Annotated in this window: 15 protein-coding genes; 10 read left to right on the top strand and 5 right to left on the bottom strand. The window is 60.9% G+C overall.

Going from position 1 to position 15,200, the window contains the following annotated elements:
• Positions 1–22: 22 nt before the first annotated feature.
• A complete protein-coding gene (locus AC07OT_RS21390; RefSeq protein ID WP_065940961.1) occupies positions 23–427 on the bottom strand; it encodes a response regulator in 405 nt (134 codons plus the stop codon).
• 54 nt (positions 428–481) lie between these two features.
• Positions 482–673, bottom strand: coding sequence for a Flp family type IVb pilin (locus AC07OT_RS21385; RefSeq protein WP_065940960.1), 192 nt, complete (start codon positions 671–673; stop codon positions 482–484).
• A gap of 317 nt (positions 674–990) precedes the next feature.
• On the opposite strand from AC07OT_RS21385, the gene cpaB reads away from it, so the two are divergent.
• The 8 genes from cpaB to AC07OT_RS21345 are packed head-to-tail and all read left to right on the top strand — an operon-like array spanning position 991 to position 8,426.
• The gene (gene cpaB / locus AC07OT_RS21380; RefSeq protein ID WP_495108987.1) at positions 991–1,935 is read left to right on the top strand and encodes a Flp pilus assembly protein CpaB; all 945 of its coding nucleotides are present in this window, start codon (positions 991–993) and stop codon (positions 1,933–1,935) included.
• Positions 1,936–1,955: 20 nt separating this feature from the next.
• Positions 1,956–3,170 (top strand): type II and III secretion system protein family protein, encoded by a 1,215-nt coding sequence (locus AC07OT_RS21375; RefSeq protein WP_495108986.1) that lies wholly within the window; start codon positions 1,956–1,958, stop codon positions 3,168–3,170.
• A complete protein-coding gene (locus tag AC07OT_RS21370) occupies positions 3,167–4,354 on the top strand; it encodes a CpaE/TadZ family protein (protein ID WP_065940957.1) in 1,188 nt (395 codons plus the stop codon). The genes AC07OT_RS21375 and AC07OT_RS21370 overlap by 4 nt, the downstream gene beginning before the upstream one ends.
• Positions 4,351–5,622, top strand: a complete 1,272-nt coding sequence (locus AC07OT_RS21365) for a TadA family conjugal transfer-associated ATPase (RefSeq protein ID WP_495108985.1) — start codon at positions 4,351–4,353, stop codon at positions 5,620–5,622. The genes AC07OT_RS21370 and AC07OT_RS21365 overlap by 4 nt, the downstream gene beginning before the upstream one ends.
• A gap of 10 nt (positions 5,623–5,632) precedes the next feature.
• Entirely contained in the window at positions 5,633–6,517 is an 885-nt protein-coding gene (locus tag AC07OT_RS21360; protein ID WP_495108984.1) for a type II secretion system F family protein, read from the top strand.
• A gap of 1 nt (position 6,518) precedes the next feature.
• Entirely contained in the window at positions 6,519–7,403 is an 885-nt protein-coding gene (locus tag AC07OT_RS21355) for a type II secretion system F family protein (RefSeq protein ID WP_065940954.1), read from the top strand.
• An 11-nt stretch (positions 7,404–7,414) separates the two neighbouring features.
• Positions 7,415–8,131 carry a tetratricopeptide repeat protein gene (locus AC07OT_RS21350; RefSeq protein ID WP_495108983.1) on the top strand — a complete coding sequence of 239 codons (717 nt, stop codon included), beginning with the start codon at positions 7,415–7,417 and terminating at the stop codon, positions 8,129–8,131.
• A 19-nt stretch (positions 8,132–8,150) separates the two neighbouring features.
• Positions 8,151–8,426, top strand: coding sequence for a DUF3613 domain-containing protein (locus tag AC07OT_RS21345; RefSeq protein WP_115486335.1), 276 nt, complete (start codon positions 8,151–8,153; stop codon positions 8,424–8,426).
• On the opposite strand, the gene AC07OT_RS21340 is transcribed toward AC07OT_RS21345, so the two are convergent.
• On the bottom strand, positions 8,427–9,209 hold the full coding sequence (locus AC07OT_RS21340; protein WP_141156650.1) for a response regulator transcription factor: 783 nt from the start codon (positions 9,207–9,209) through the stop codon (positions 8,427–8,429). It lies immediately after the preceding gene.
• Positions 9,210–9,337: 128 nt separating this feature from the next.
• Positions 9,338–9,811, bottom strand: coding sequence for a prepilin peptidase (locus AC07OT_RS21335; protein WP_115486336.1), 474 nt, complete (start codon positions 9,809–9,811; stop codon positions 9,338–9,340).
• 72 nt (positions 9,812–9,883) lie between these two features.
• On the opposite strand from AC07OT_RS21335, the gene AC07OT_RS21330 reads away from it, so the two are divergent.
• The gene (locus tag AC07OT_RS21330) at positions 9,884–10,324 is read left to right on the top strand and encodes a TadE/TadG family type IV pilus assembly protein (RefSeq protein WP_065940950.1); all 441 of its coding nucleotides are present in this window, start codon (positions 9,884–9,886) and stop codon (positions 10,322–10,324) included.
• A gap of 74 nt (positions 10,325–10,398) precedes the next feature.
• Positions 10,399–13,062, top strand: a complete 2,664-nt coding sequence (locus AC07OT_RS21325) for a PAS domain-containing sensor histidine kinase (protein ID WP_495108982.1) — start codon at positions 10,399–10,401, stop codon at positions 13,060–13,062.
• Here the strand turns inward: AC07OT_RS21325 and AC07OT_RS21320 are convergent.
• Positions 13,059–15,071: a pilus assembly protein TadG-related protein gene (locus tag AC07OT_RS21320; protein ID WP_495108981.1), complete on the bottom strand. Its 2,013-nt coding sequence runs from the start codon at positions 15,069–15,071 to the stop codon at positions 13,059–13,061. The genes AC07OT_RS21325 and AC07OT_RS21320 overlap by 4 nt on opposite strands.
• Positions 15,072–15,200: the final 129 nt, after the last annotated feature.

Below are 15,200 nucleotides of genomic sequence, written 5' to 3'. Positions count from 1 at the left end.
GTAGGAGCGAACGTGTTCGCTCCTACAGATAGCGTTTGGTTATGGGAAACAGACTGTTCAACGTATCGATCAACCGCACCAGGTAGATCGGCTTGCGAAACAGGTCCAGCACCTGCAGGCGCAGCATATCGCTGACGTCATCCATCTCGGCATGACCCGACATCACAATGACCGGCAGGTGCGAGCGTGAGGTGTGTTCGCGCAGGCGCTTGATCAAGGAGATACCACTTTCCTCGGGCATGCGCAGGTCGGTGATGACCAGGGCGATATCAGGGTTGAGGGTGAGTTCCTGCAGAGCCTCGGTGACGGAGCTGGCCGTGAAACAGACGAACCCTTCATTCTCGAGGGATTCGGCGAGCTCGATAAGGGCGTCCTCTTCATCGTCCACTAACAGGATTTGTTGCCGGGTCGGCGAAGAGGAACTCATGGGAAAAGTCCTGACACTGGTAATGCACTCAGGGTAGTCACACCACAGTATTGATCAAGTGCCGATGCCTGTCTGGATCGAAGTAAAAATAGCCTTAACTTTGGTACTGATGGGCGTCATGAACAGCCCGATCACCGCCGCACACATCGCCGCGACAATTGCATATTCGATACCGGAAGCCCCTTCTCTTTCATAGGAAAAAATCTGGATTTTGATAAACACCTTGCGAATGACATCAAGGAACATATGACTTCTCCTGCGCGCTCAAAGCGCCGATATAGAGGGCCTACGACATGATTCCGCCTTGCTGTTAGAGCATTGTCGGCAAATGCACTCCCAACAACTGTAATAAGCGACTAATCACAAAGTATTAGCCAACTCCATGGCGCCAAATCCGGGCTGTTTCCAACTGAAGTACAGAATATTTCCCAGGGGGTAATGGCATTTCGTCCTAGCTGAACTACCTTCAAATAGCGAAATAGTTAGATGTTCAGCGTGAACTCATTGCGCAGTGACTGGATGGACCAGCCGGCAGGTTCTGCAGTAGGAAAGGGAGAGCCTTTATGAGCAGTCGCATCAGTATGATTCTGGCCGGATTACTGTTGGTGGGTGCGCTGATTGCAGGCTATTGGGGCCTCGTGCTGAGCCGTCCGGAACCGGCAACCGCCGTCGTCACCCAACCGCTTGCCAGCGCCACTGCGGTCGCGCCCGCCGAAGACCCCACACGTCAAGCCGTGGTGGTGCTGGTCCATGACGTGCCGCCCTTCGTAGCCCTCACGGCTGCCGACCTGGCCCTGGAAAAGCTGCGTACGGCCCCGGCAGGCAGCCTCACCACACTGGAACAAGCCATCGGCCGCGTGCCCTGGCGCAGCCTTGAGGCCGGCACGTGGTTGACCGAACAGAGCTTCGACGCCGGCGGGAGCCTCGCCCGCATGATCCGCCCCAACGAGCGCGCCCTGGCCGTTGCCGTGGATGAAGTCACCGGTGCCGGCGGGCAATTGAACCCCGGCGACTATGTCGACGTGATGCTGTACCTGCGCCAGGAAAACGGTAACCCGCAACCTTCGGCACAAACCGTAATCCCTGCACTTCGCCTGCTGGGTGTGGGCGACCAACTGGGGCTGACCAATGACGGCAAACCCGGCTCCCCCGTGGCAACCACGGCGCAAGACAAAGCCAGGCAACAACAGAACCGCGCCAGCGCACGCACGGTGTTGCTCGCGGTTCCAGAGCAATTGATGACTCGGCTGGTGCTGGCGACCCAGGCAGGCGCATTGCGCCTGGCCGTACGCAGCGCCGACGAACAACGCTTGAGCCTCTACTGGGCGGGCGACAATGACTCCCTGGTAAACCTCGACAATGCCAAGCGCGATCTCTACCAGTTCAATCAGTTGGCCTTTACATCCACCCCCACCAACAACGTCAGTCCATCGGCGGCCAACGGCACGCCACGTCGCTCGAGTATCGAGGTGATACGCGGCAACCAGGTTACTCAACAAACGCCCTGATAGCGCTAAGGATGCCTTGAATGAGCAGTCGTTCCGTGCGGTTTTTTTCACGCGCTTTCTGGGCCCTCGTCATCCTGCTGGGGATCGGCAGCGCACAGGCGGCAACCGGCAACTGCAGCAGCCTGGGCCAATTGCCCGCTACGCTTGAAGTCGGTGAGGGCATGCAACAAGCCCTGCAATCTCCGGTGGCCATTACCCGGCTGGCCGTTGGTGATCCAAAAATCGCCGACGTTCAAGTCAACGGTAACCAGGCGTTCCTCCTTACCGGCGTCTCCCAGGGGGCCACCAGCCTGATGATCTGGACGGCATGTTCGAGCAGCCCACGCCAGAGCATGGTGTTCGTCAAAGGCAAAGCCACCTCGGCGCTGACCAGTCTGTCGCTGTCGCCCTCGGAAGATCCCTCGTTGCCCAGCCAGGTGCAGACCGACATCCGTTTTGTCGAAGTCAGCCGCTCCAAGCTCAAGGAAGCGAGTACCTCGATCCTGGGGATCGGCAAGAACTTCCTCATCGGCAGCCCCAACCTGACCGTGCCCAGTGCCGGCACGCTGGCCCTGCCAGTGAGCGCGTCCAACTTCAATATCGGTTTCGGCGGCGGGCGAGTCTCGGCCATGATCAACGCCCTGGAAAGCAGCGGCTTTGCCTATACCCTGGCGCGCCCCAGCCTGGTCGCCCTGAGCGGGCAAAGTGCAACCTTCCTGGCCGGTGGTGAGGTGCCGATTCCGGTGCCCAGCGCGGGCAGCGACACGATCTCCATCGAATACAAAGAGTTCGGTATTCGTTTGACCCTCACCCCCACGGTGGTCGACCGAAACCGCATCACCCTCAAGGTGGCCCCTGAAGTCAGCGAGCTGGACTACAGCAACGCGGTGCAGATCCAGGGCATCCAGGTCCCCGCCCTGACCGTGCGGCGTACCGACACCAGCGTGTCGCTGGCCGATGGTGAAAGCTTTGTCATCAGTGGCCTGATCAGCACCAACAACCGCTCCACCATCAACAAGTTTCCCGGGCTGGGCGATATCCCGGTGCTGGGGGCATTCTTCCGTGACGCCAACATCAGCCGCGAAGAAAAAGAGCTGCTGATGATCGTCACCCCGCACCTTGTGCAACCCCTGGCCGCCGACGCGCAGTTGCCCTCCCTGCCCGGCGAAAAACTGCGCAGCTACGACCCGAACTGGTACCGCCTGTTCTTCCTCGAAAATGGCAACTTCGACCGGCGCACGGGGCTTTCCCAATGAGCGAGAGCCTGAGCCAGACATTCCTGGCCATCACGCGCAACAGCACAGACCTCGAATGGCTTCAGGGCGCTCTTGCACCGCTGGGCCAAGTGGTCAGCGCAGGCGGCAGCCTCGACGAGTTGCTGGCGCTGGTCGACGTGACCTTCGCCAACCTGGTCTTCATCGGCCTGGACCGAGAAAACGTCACCACACAGTGCGCCCTGATCGAAGGGGCACTGGAAGCCAAGCCCATGCTGGCCATCGTTGCGTTGGGCGACGGCATGGACAATCAACTCGTCCTCAATGCCATGCGCGCCGGCGCACGTGACTTTGTCGCCTATGGCTCGCGCTCCAGCGAAGTCGCGGGCCTGGTGCGACGCCTGAGCAAACGCCTGCCGGCGGTCACCCATACCACCCACCTGGGCGGTCTCACGGTGCTGTATGGCACTCAATGCGGTACCGACGGCGCATTGCTCGCTCTCCACCTGGCTCAGGTGGTGCAAAAAAGCGGGCAGCAAACTCTGGTGCTGGACCTGGGCCTGCCCCGGGGCGACAGCCTGGCGTTGCTGGGCCTGGAAAGCTCGTTTCACTTCGGGGATGCCCTGCGCCACTTGCGGCGCCTGGATGCGACCCTGATCAACAGCGCCTTCACCTCAACCGAAGCCGGCCTGCGCATCCTGGCCTACACCGACGGCGACGAAGCACTGGAGCAAACCAGCGCCGCCGAGCTGTATATGCTGCTCAGCGCACTGCGCCAACACTTTCAGCACATTGTGGTGAACCTTGCCGGGCAACCGGACAGCGAAGCGCTGCGCACCTTTGTCAGCCACTGCGACAAGCTGCTGTGGTGCACCGATCAAAGCGTGCTCGACTGCCGGCGCAACCTCGCGGTGCTCAATCGATGGCGCGAAAAAGGCATGAAACTGGAGCACGGACGCCTGCTGGTCGACCGCTATATCAAAGGCGCCGCTCCGGAGGCCGAAGCGCTGGGCAAAACCTTCGGCCTGGAGGTGATTGCCGTACTGCCCCTGAGCGCAGAAATCCGCCTGAATGCCAAAAACCAAGGCCAGACCTTGTTTTCCCTGTCGCCACGGGAGCCGTTGACCCAAGGCCTGCGCACCCTCGGCGAGCGTCTGGCCAAACATTCCGAGGGCCTTGAGAAACCACCAGCCAACTGGTTCACCCGGCTCTGGAGCACAAAATGAGCAGCGAGAAACTGTTCGGCGTGCCGTTACGTGGCGCGCCAGGCACCACCGATCACGACGGCCTCAAGCTGGTCCTGCACCGCTACATCATCGATGCCATCGAGGAGTCGGGAAAAAACCTGCTGGAAGGCACCCGCCAAACCCTGGCGCAATTTGTGACGGATAAGGTCGCCGAGTACATCACCCGCATGCACCTGGCGGTCTCCCGCTACGAAATGGAGCGTCTTGCAGAAGAGCTTGTCGATGAACTCACCGGGTTCGGGCCGCTGGAGGTGCTGCTGCGCGACGCGTCCGTCACCGAAATCCTGGTCAACGGCCCCCATCGCGTGTTCATCGAACGCGATGGCCTGTTACACCAGAGCGACCTGCGCTTTATCGACGACCACCACGTGGAGCGGGTCATACAGCGCATCCTGGCGCCGCTGGGGCGACGCCTGGACGAGTCGTCGCCGATGGTCGATGCGCGGTTGCCGGACGGCAGCCGGGTCAATGCGATCATTCCGCCGATTGCCCTGGACGGCCCCTGCCTGTCGATCCGCAAATTTCGCAAGGACATGCTCAAAAGCACCGACCTGATGGCCATGCAGACGATCGACCAGGCGATTTTCGAGTTCTTCCAGGAGTCCGTCGGCAAGCGCTGCAACATTTTGATCAGCGGCGGTACCGGCACGGGAAAAACCACGCTGCTGAACATCCTGAGCCAACTGATCAACCCCCATGAGCGGCTCGTCACCATCGAAGACGTGGCCGAACTGCAACTGGGCCACCCCCACGTGGTGCGCCTGGAAACCCGTCCGCCGAATGCCGAGGGGCACGGTGAAGTGAAGGCCAGCGACCTGATTCGCAACGCCCTGCGGATGCGCCCGGATCGCATCATTCTGGGTGAGATTCGTGGCGTGGAAGTGCTCGACGTCCTCACGGCGATGAATACCGGCCACGACGGTTCGATGAGCACCGTGCACGCCAACAACGCACAGGATGCGTTGCTGCGCCTGGAGACGCTGGTGGGTCTCACCGGTCGCGTGATCGCGGAAAAAACCCTGCGCCAGATGGTCTGCGCGGCACTGGATGTGGTGATTCAACTGACTCGCCTGCCCGACGGCCGCCGTTGCGTCAGTGAAGTGGTGGAAGTGGTGGGAGTGCGTGATGACGTGTATGTCACCAACACGCTGTTCCGCCATGACAAACGCACCGGATTCGGGTTCCTGCGCGATGCCGTCAACCCCGCCGGCGACAAACTGCGCCGCGAAATCCCCATGCCCCTGTAGGAGACGCCTGATGATCGGTCCGATCCTGCTCGCGTTGATCTCCCTGGGCATGCTGTTGCTGGCCACGCGCCTGATGCGCAGTGGCTTGCGCCAGGCCCGGACCGATCGTGTGATGGAGCGTCTCGGCCAGGGCCAGCCCCAGGCGTTGAATGACAAGACCGTGGTGACCAGCCTTGAGCGCATGTTCATTCGCGCCGGCTTGGGCAAACCCACCGAACGCCTGGGGCTATGGCTCTCACTATGGGGCTTGGGCGTGGTGCTGGGTGTGCTCGCCGCTCAATGGCTGGGCCTGCTGGCGATGCTTTTGCTGCCGCCGCTGATCCTGCGGTTCTACCTCGCCCTGCGCTACCAACGCCGTTTGCGTCGGATGATCGAGCAATTGCCGCAACTGCTGGACCATGCCGTGCGCAGCCTCAAATCCGGACGCACGCTGGCGGATGCCGTACTGGGTGGCATAGAGGCCAGTGACGACCCGCTGAAGAGGTCCATGGGGCGTATCAAGCGCAACGTCATCCTCGGGGTCAGCCTGCCGGAAGCCGTGCACGACTTTGCCGAGTTTTATGAACAGGATGAACTGCGCCTGTTTGCCCTCGGCCTGAAGGTCAATCATCGCTACGGCGGCAACGCCAGCGAACTGCTGGAAAACCTGATCAAGCTGATCCGCGAACGGGACCAGGGCGCCCGTCAACTGCGGGCGATGACCGGGGAAACCCGGGTGACAGCGGTGGTGCTGGCGCTGCTGCCGGTCAGCGTTGCCGGCTACTTCCTGCTGACCAACCCGACGTATCTGGTGGGGATGTGGACGGATGACAGTGGCCGCTGGATGCTGGTCGGTGCGTTCCTCATGCAGGTCTTCGGTTGCGTCGCGCTCTGGCGCATGCTGAGGAGCGTCTGACATGGCCCTGCTGCTCAGCGCATTATTATTTTTTGCCGCGCTGTTGCTGGTGGTCGGCAATATCCTGGCGCAACGTCGCCAGCAGCGCCTGGTCACCTCCCGATTGCAGGGCGAAACCACGCGTGAAGACAAGATAAGCCAGTGGTTGCGCCAGTTGGGCAACACCCGGATTGGCCAACGCACCATCAGCCTCGATAACGAAACCCAAACTCTGCTCAACCGACTCGGCTGGCGCAGGGCCGGTCAGCGCTCGATGTTTGCTGCCTGCCAAGTGGCGACGCCGCTGTTGCTGCTGGGCCTGACACTGTTGATACAGGGCGTGTTTTTCGCGGAGGCCGACCCCGTATGGCTCGCGCCGTTCCTGGGGCTGGCCACGGGTTACTTGCTGCCCAAGCGCGTGCTCGCGGCGCTGGCCAAACGTCGCCAGGAACAGATTGCCCAAGAGGTCTCGACCTTTATTCCGCTGCTGAGGATCCTGTTTGAATCAGGCATGGCCGTTGAGCAGACCCTGCGGGTGATGGCCCATGAAGCGCAAAAACTGCTGCCGGTGCTCACCTCGGAATTACGCATTGTGCTGGCCCGGGTGGACTCGGGCCTGGAGCTTGGCGAAGAGTTGAGCAAGGCCAGCCTGATGCTCGGCGTCGATGAATTCAGCGATACCTGTTCGATTCTGCAACAGCTTCTGTACCAGGGTGGCGGCGCCATGAAATCGTTGCAGGCGCTCAAGCAACTGCTGGACGACCGTCGCCTGACGCGCATGCAGGAATTCATCTCCAAGATGTCGGCGAAGATGTCCGTGGTGATGATGGTTTTTCTGTTTCCGGCGTTGCTGATTGTATTGGCCGGCCCCGGTTTTATCGCCATATCGAAGGCCATGGGGCCTTGAAAGGACACACGATGAAAGCACTGATTGCTGCATGCGGCTTGTTGCTGTTGGGCGGTTGCGCAAACCTGGGCCAGACGCCCTGGGCGGGGTTCACCGCTCACGGCAGTTGTTCCAAGCCCAGCGCCGACCAGGAACTTTCGCTGAACCTTGCCGACGACATGGCCAACGACGGCAAGCTGCACGCCAGCCTGGCCAATCTGCAAAACATGTCGGACAGCCTGCCCCAGGTACGCCTGCGCAAGGCCAAGGTCTACCGCCTGCTGGGGCGTAACGAGGCAGAGCCGCTGTACAAAACCCTGCTGGGCACATGCTTGTCGGCGGAAGGCGAACACGGCCTCGGGCAATTGGCCGTCGCCAGGGGTGACAACGCTCAAGCCATGGCGCATCTGCAACAGGCCGCCAGGCTGTCGCCCACCGATGAAAAGATCCGCAATGACCTGGGAGTGGTCTACCTCAACCAGCTGCGCATGAACGATGCACGTTTCGAATTCCTCACCGCCATGGAACTCAACCAAGGCAATCAGTTGGCCGCCGTCAACCTGGTGACCCTGCTGATTTACCAGGACAACTGGGGCCAGGCGGCACAAGTGGCCGGACGCATGGGGTTGAGTCCTGATCAAGTCACCCAGGCCCAGGCCCGGGCGCAGCAGCTCAAACGTTCACCGGTATCGCCATCCAAGGCTCAGATGGCGACGGTCAGCAAGGCCTTGCCGGCGCCTATCCAATAAGTCATCAGGGAGTGCCCCTATGAAACTCACACTGCTCGCCAACCTGCTGCTGGCAACGCTGCCCCTGGCCGCCCAGGCCATCGAGCCCGGCCCCTCCTCACCGCAGCAGCAACAGACCGAACACTGGCTACAGCTGCAGCTCAGCGGCCAAATGGCCTCCTCCACGCCGCAGAAGGCCACCCCCGCTGAGCGCGAGAACGCCATGCAGCGCCTGATGGACAGCTACAAACACGCGATTCCCGAGTATTACGAGCAGAAACAAGGCGGCAACTCAGCGGGCGGTGGTAGCAAATAGTCAGTGGGCGCTCACCCGTTGGCGTATCGAAGCACCACTGGGTGACAGCGCCAACGCCAGTTGCGTGCGGTTATGCATGTGCGTCAGGCGCAGCACCTGGGACACATAGAGCTTCACGGTGTTTTCCGTGATGCCCAGCTCACAGGCAATCTGGTAGTTGGTCTGCCCCTTGCCCACCAGCCTGGCGACATCCAGTTGGCGCGGTGACAGTTGTTTGAAAATCACCGGAATCTCGACGTCGGCGGCTTCGCCGTCCTCAACGCTCGAGACAGCCAAGGGCTGAGGGCTGCTGCGTACTTTGTCGAGATCGTGATACAGATCATCGATAGACGCCGAGAGGTACTGCAGTTTCTGGTTCAACTGCCCCAGTTCCAGGTTTTTGTGCTGCTCTTGCAGCACCGCCTCCTGGCGCTGCAAACCTTCGAGCAGTTCATTGAGGTTGATCGGTTTCTGATAGTAGTCCGCAATTCCCGCGCGCAACGCCTTGATGACATCCTGCTTGTCGGCGCGCCCCGTCAGCATGATCGCTTCGAACACGCGCTGCTTGCCGGCCAGGCGCTGCAACTCCTGCACCAACTCGATACCGTCCATGTCCGGCATATGCAGGTCGCACAGCACCAGGCCGATTCCGGCGTCTTCGCGAAAACGCTCGACCGCATCAAGGCTTGAGTGACAAGGGGTGCAACGATAACCGCTACTTTCCAGAAACTCGCAGAGTTCTTCCACAATCAGAGGCTGATCATCGACAACCAGCACTTTCACTTCAGAGGTAAGCTTGTTCACGCGCAACTCCATGCCTGGGCAAGCCAAAGACCAACCGATCCATTGCTCCGCTTAATTTTTCCGAACAACGTAACTACAAACGTAGACGTACTTTCTGACTATGTACATAGCACCAGCCTACGTCACGACTAATGGATCCAAACCCATGCCAGGGCGAATCCCACAAACAGAAAAGGCGCAAAGGGCTGCTTGTTTGACGCCTGCGGCTGAAGGGACTGCAAAGCGTTTCTAACCCCCTGATTCATCAGCGGCCACGCCCTCGGCGCCAATAACAGCCACGCCACACTTGCCGCCCCCGCACCGACAAAAGTGCCCAGCAAGTAGTCGCTATTGGTCGCCACCCCCAGAGCCGCCAGTAATTTCACATCCGCCGCCCCTAACCGGCCCAAGGCATAGCCGGGCAGGCTCAACAGCAGCGCCAAGCCAAACGCCCACCCACCCTCGGCAGCCGAAGCGCCAAGCCAGGTAGTACCGCTCCAGAGCACGTAGAGCCAAGCCAGCAGCAACCCACCCAGGGTCAGGCGGTTGGCGATCTGACGTTGACGGACATCCTGCACCGCACACAACGCCAGCCAAACAAACAGCAACAGGCTCTGAATCACGTAAAAAAAATCCCTTTCCGCTGAATGATTCTATGCTGACATCAGGTAGTGGTTGTCAGGGTAGACGCAGTCATGAAAAAAGGCCTCCCTCGAAAACAGAAAGGTGCCGCCGCGCTTGAGTTCGCGATGGTATTCATGATTTTTTTTGCCGTGTTTTACGGTTTGCTCAGTTACAGCCTGCCACTGCTGCTGTTGCAGTCATTCAACCAGGCAACGGCGGAAGGCGTGAGGCGCGGCGTGGCCCTGGACCCCACCACCCCAGGCTACGCCGATGCCCTGAAAAACCGCGCAATCGCCGCCGCCCAGGCACAACTGCAATGGCTGCCCCCCGCCTTCAAATTCGTGCCCGCGTATGTCACAGCCACCTATTCGGGCACCGGCATGCTGACCGTACAAATCAACTACCCCTCCGACAACCTTAAAAGCGTCTTGCCCTTTCTGGTCCTGCCAGGCCTCGGCACCGTGCCCAACTTGCCTGCGACACTCTCCGCCCAAGCGAGCCTGCAGTTTTGACCGCCGGGGAAAGGTTTTTCGATCGACTCCTGGGCCGCCCTCCTGGCCTCCATGCCTCGTCGGCCCAGCCACCCATGCATGTCGGCCTGCACATCCAGCTGGACAACCTCGGTCGGGTGGTGCAAACCCACGGAACGCTACGTCATCGTTTGGCAAAGACGCCTGACCCGCAACACCCGGTGCCGCTGCTGGACTATGTGCAAGACCACAGCGCCGTCGTGATCGAGGGCAACCCCGGCGACTGGCAGGGGCAGAGCCTGGACCTGGATTTCAAGGGGTACGGCGGGCGGCCCGTGCAAACCCGAGGTTGGATTGAGCCTCAAGGTGATGGGTGGCTGCTGCAGCTGTTGGACATCGGCGACTTGATCGCCCACCGGCATTTGGCTGAAGGCATCGAACAGAATCAGTACCTGAGTGAGCAGATCAGCGAGCGACTGCGGGTTTGCAGCCTGACGCGCTTGCCCGAGGTGCTGCAGGACAACCTGCAGAATATCGCCCAGCACTGGCAGATTCCTTGTGTCGCCATTGCCCTGCTCGACGAGCACGACCAGGGCTGGCTGGTTCATAGCCATTATCGCGCCCACGATGCACCGCCACTGTGGCACGACGGGCAATCCCTGGGAACGGCCCTGGATAGCCTGGACGGTAAGACCCCCTTGAGCCTGACCCTGAACCAGGGCCTCAGCGAACATCCACGCCTGCAAGGGGTTTTCGCCAATGCCGAGGGCTTCCTGGTGCCCTACCGTGACGAGCATGGTGTTGCCGCCTGGCTGCTCTGCGGTTTTTATCGTGACGAAGAACAAGCCAGTGAGCGCGCCTGGCTACAGCTGACTGCGGCCCTCGCCGCACCTCTGCTCAGCCGCCTTCGCGAGCAGCGTCATCAGCAGCAATTGGAGCGGCTCGAAGCCCTGCAAGGTTTACTGGGCACCGGCTGGTGGGAGCTGCCGGCAGACACTGAAGACATACAGCTGGCCCCACAGTTGCTGCAGCACCTGAGCCCCCACCACAGCACCCCACGTATGGCCCTGACAGACTGGCTGATGCTGATCCACCCCGCTGATCGTCAGGAGCTCGCCAGCCGCCTGCTGGACTTGCAGACCCTGAGCAAGCCGGTGTCTGCCAGCGTGCGCCTGCATCGCCTGGACTCGGCCCAAAGCCCCATCTGGTATCGCGTTCAAGGCCTGGCATTGGGCGCAGGAAACAGCCGTCGAGTGATCGGCTTCATGCTCGACATCAGCGACATAAAAAACCAGCAGCAACAGGCCGCCGCCGCCCACGCACGGCTGGATAACCTGATCGCCAGCTCCCCGGCAATCATCTACGTGCAACGGTATGTAGAAGGCACCCTGCAGCCGCTGTTTTTCAGTGACAGCCTGCTGCCTCTGCTCGGCCGCACCCTCGCCGAGTGCACGCCGGCCACCCTCATCGAATGGATCCATCCCGAGGACCGCGACCTGTACTTCGAACGCACCCGCCAACTGCTGCGTGAAGGCAATGTGCGCAGCCGCTACCGCGTGTGTGACAAACAGGGTCATTACCATTGGCTGCTCGACGAAGCCAAGCTGCTGCGCGATGACCTCGGTTTACCGGTCGAAGCCGTCGGCCTTTGGCTGGACGTCACCGACGCGACCCTGGCCGCCGAGCACATCAAGCAAAGCGAAGAACGCTACCGCATCCTGGTGGAAGACTCGCCGGCGATGATCTGCCGCTACCGCCCGGACCTGACACTGACCTTCGGCAACACGCCACTGGCCAACTACCTGGAATGCCTGCCCACACAACTGCCGGGGATGAACCTTGGGCATTGGCTGTCGGAGGAACAGCGCCAGGCCTTTGTGCAACGCATCCGCCAGCTGACCCCGGAATTCCCGGTCAGCACTGCTGAAATCAGCCTTGAACTGCCTGGGCGCGAGCATGCCTGGTGGGTGTGGTCGGACCGCGGCGTGTTTGATGAGCATGGCGCGCTGGTGGAAGTACAAGCGGTGGGTCGCGACAACACGGAAGTGCGCCGTTCCCAGCAACAGCTGACCCAAAGCGCCAAGATGGCCACCCTCGGCGAAATGGCCACGGGCCTGGCCCACGAGATCAACCAGCCGCTGAACGTGATGCGCATGGCCATCGTCAATGTGCTCAAGCGCCTTGGCGACGGCAACGCCGGGGTCGATTACCTCACCGAAAAACTCCAGCGCATCGATGCCCAGGTGCAACGCGCAGCGCGGGTGGTGGACCATATGCGGGTATTCGGCCGGCGCTCGGAAATGGAGCAACAGCCCTTCGACCCCACGCAGGCTGTCGAGGGCACGCTGTCACTGCTCAACGAAGGCTTGCGTGGCAAGGGGGTGGATGTGCGTGTCACCCTGTCGGACACACGGGTGCAGGTCAAAGGCTATGTCGATCAGTTGGAACAAGTGCTGATCAACCTGATGGTCAACGCCCGCGATGCCCTGTTGAGCCAGCGCGAAACAAACCCGGCGCTGCGCCCCTGGATCGCGCTGCGTTGCGAGCAGGACACGCGGCATGTGCGGATCTGGGTAGAGGACAACGGCGGCGGTATCGACCCACGCCTGCTGGAGCGAATTTTCGAACCGTTTTTCACCACCAAGCCCATTGGCGTGGGGACAGGACTGGGCTTATCAGTGAGCTACGGAATTGTGGAAAACATGGGCGGCCGCTTGAGTGTCGTCAATGGCGAAGCAGGCGCCAGGTTTTGTGTGGAGTTACCCATCGTGGACGCTTAAATCACCAGTGCCGCCTGCCCGTGGGGTTTGCAACTGAGGTTGGCACCGACTTCCACCTGGTTCAGGTTGATGCCCAGCGTGGACAGCAAGCCATTTACCAGCGGGTCGACAATCGGGCTGAGCACCGTACCGATAACGTTGCCCAGGGTGGTATTCACGTCGTTGAGCAGCGTGGCACTGGTTGTCAATAACCCGCCGAGCAGGTTGAAGCCTGTGGGTTTGTAAACCTGGAACTTCAACCGTCCTTGCAACGCCTGCCCGAGGGACGCCACCAAACTAGCGGTCGAGAGCCCATGGTAGAGCGGTGGCTGCTTGATCTCCGGTGGCTGGTTGTAGGTGTAGGCGCTACCAGCGGCGGTGATCGGTCCCAAGTCCGGGTCGATAAGCATCCCAATCCCACCGCCATAAAACGCCTTGCGGTTAGGGTAATCGCAGGTGGTCGGGCCAAGCCCCAACAACGGCTTGAGGCAGGTCACCGCACCGATGTCGATCACCGGCAGCGGTGGCACCGTCGCCAGCGGCGGACTGGTACCCAACGAATTGATCAGGGTGGGGCTCTGGCCGATTTTGATATTCACTACCGAGGCGTTGGTTTGGGTGGTCAGCGTTTTAGTCGCGTCACTCGCACAGGTGAAGCCGGTGACATAGCTTTCGGCACTGCCCAGTTCCAGAATCACATCGACACTGGAGACCGGTGGGTTCGTCGCGGAAGACAGCAGCCTCAAGTCGGTGGTCTGGCAAGGAACGCCGCCCACCGCACAGAGGAGCGAGCTGACGGTCCCCGCCAGGTTCAGGCTGAGCAGATTGTTCAACACGTCCGAAAGCGGGCTGACCAACCCGTTCAAGACCAGATTCACCGCAGGTGTGTTAAGCAGCGGAAGCGCCACCGTCAGCCCCAGGCTGACCTGGGCCGTGCGCACGTAAATCCGCGTGCTCGCGTCGGTTTTATTCTTGGCGTAAGTGGGATCGCCTATCGCCGACAGTTGTGGCGGCTCGATCACTTTGAGCTTGACGCTCGCATTGACCAGGCCCGGGATAGTCACCGGCACTTCAGCGACCACCCCGTTTTTCTTGTTGGCCAGTTGCACAAAAGCTTCAGCCAGTTGGAACACATTCAACGTGGTGTTGAGCCCGGCGGCCACCGCCCCCGTCTGCAACTGCAGCACGTTGCCCAACGTGACGTCGAGGTTGCCCACCAACGCATTGATCTGCGCAAGCCCTGAGGCGGCCACCGTGGCGGTGCCGGTGCCGGCCTGCAAGACGGTGACCGCCGCATCGATCAGTTGACCGAGCTTGAGGTTCTTAGCCAGCAACTCGTCGTAATTACCCGCCTGTACCCCCACGTTCACAGCCAACTGGTTCAAATAACCGAGCAGGTTGATGTTGTTGTCGACCAGGCCCTTCCAGCTGGCAACATCCAGCGACAGGTTACCCCCCAACAGTTTGCCGAACAGCAGGTTCAACGCCGCGGAATCGTTGGAATTGACCGACACCAGGGTGGACTTGATGGTCAATTGCGCCTGGGGCGGCAGAATCTTCGGCGCGGCCACAGCCCTGGTCGTCAACAGCGTATTCAGGCTGTAGGCACCGCCATTGAACAGCGACCACACGCCACCGGCGACACTGGTCAACACCGGGCGCGAAGCGATCACCTGAATGGCATCGCGCTGGGTGGCGTCTGCGGAGAATACCCGTAAATTCGAGGCCGCCGTGGTCAACGAGCCGCAGCGAACATCCAGTGCATTGGCAGGCGGGATGATGTAGCCATTGCGCGCAGCACTGGCGCCAGCAAAGGTGCTGGCGGTGTTGTTGCTCGCCGCCAGGCAATCGCCGTTGCGCTGCACCGCTTCCAGTGCGGCCATGTCGGCAATGCCTTGCAGTTTGCGTTTTTCAAGATAAAGCCGGCCGCTGTCGACCACCAGCAGCAGGAAAACCAGCGCCAAACCCAGCGTCAAGGCCGCCATCAAGCCAATCGCACCACGCTGCCTGCAACGAAGTCGGGGAGACATCGAGCACTCCTTCGCGCTTACTCTCCGTAGATGCTGTGGAGTGTAGACAAGGCTTCATAGGAGCGCCGGCAAGTCGCCACAAATCAACCTGATGGCAAACAGGCGGAGTCGGACGGACGCAAGCACAGC

Source organism: Pseudomonas sp. GW821-FHT09C10 (assembly GCF_059418085.1).
The sequence above is the reverse complement of the archived record's forward strand: the minus strand, read 5'-3'. Positions and strand labels throughout refer to the sequence as shown.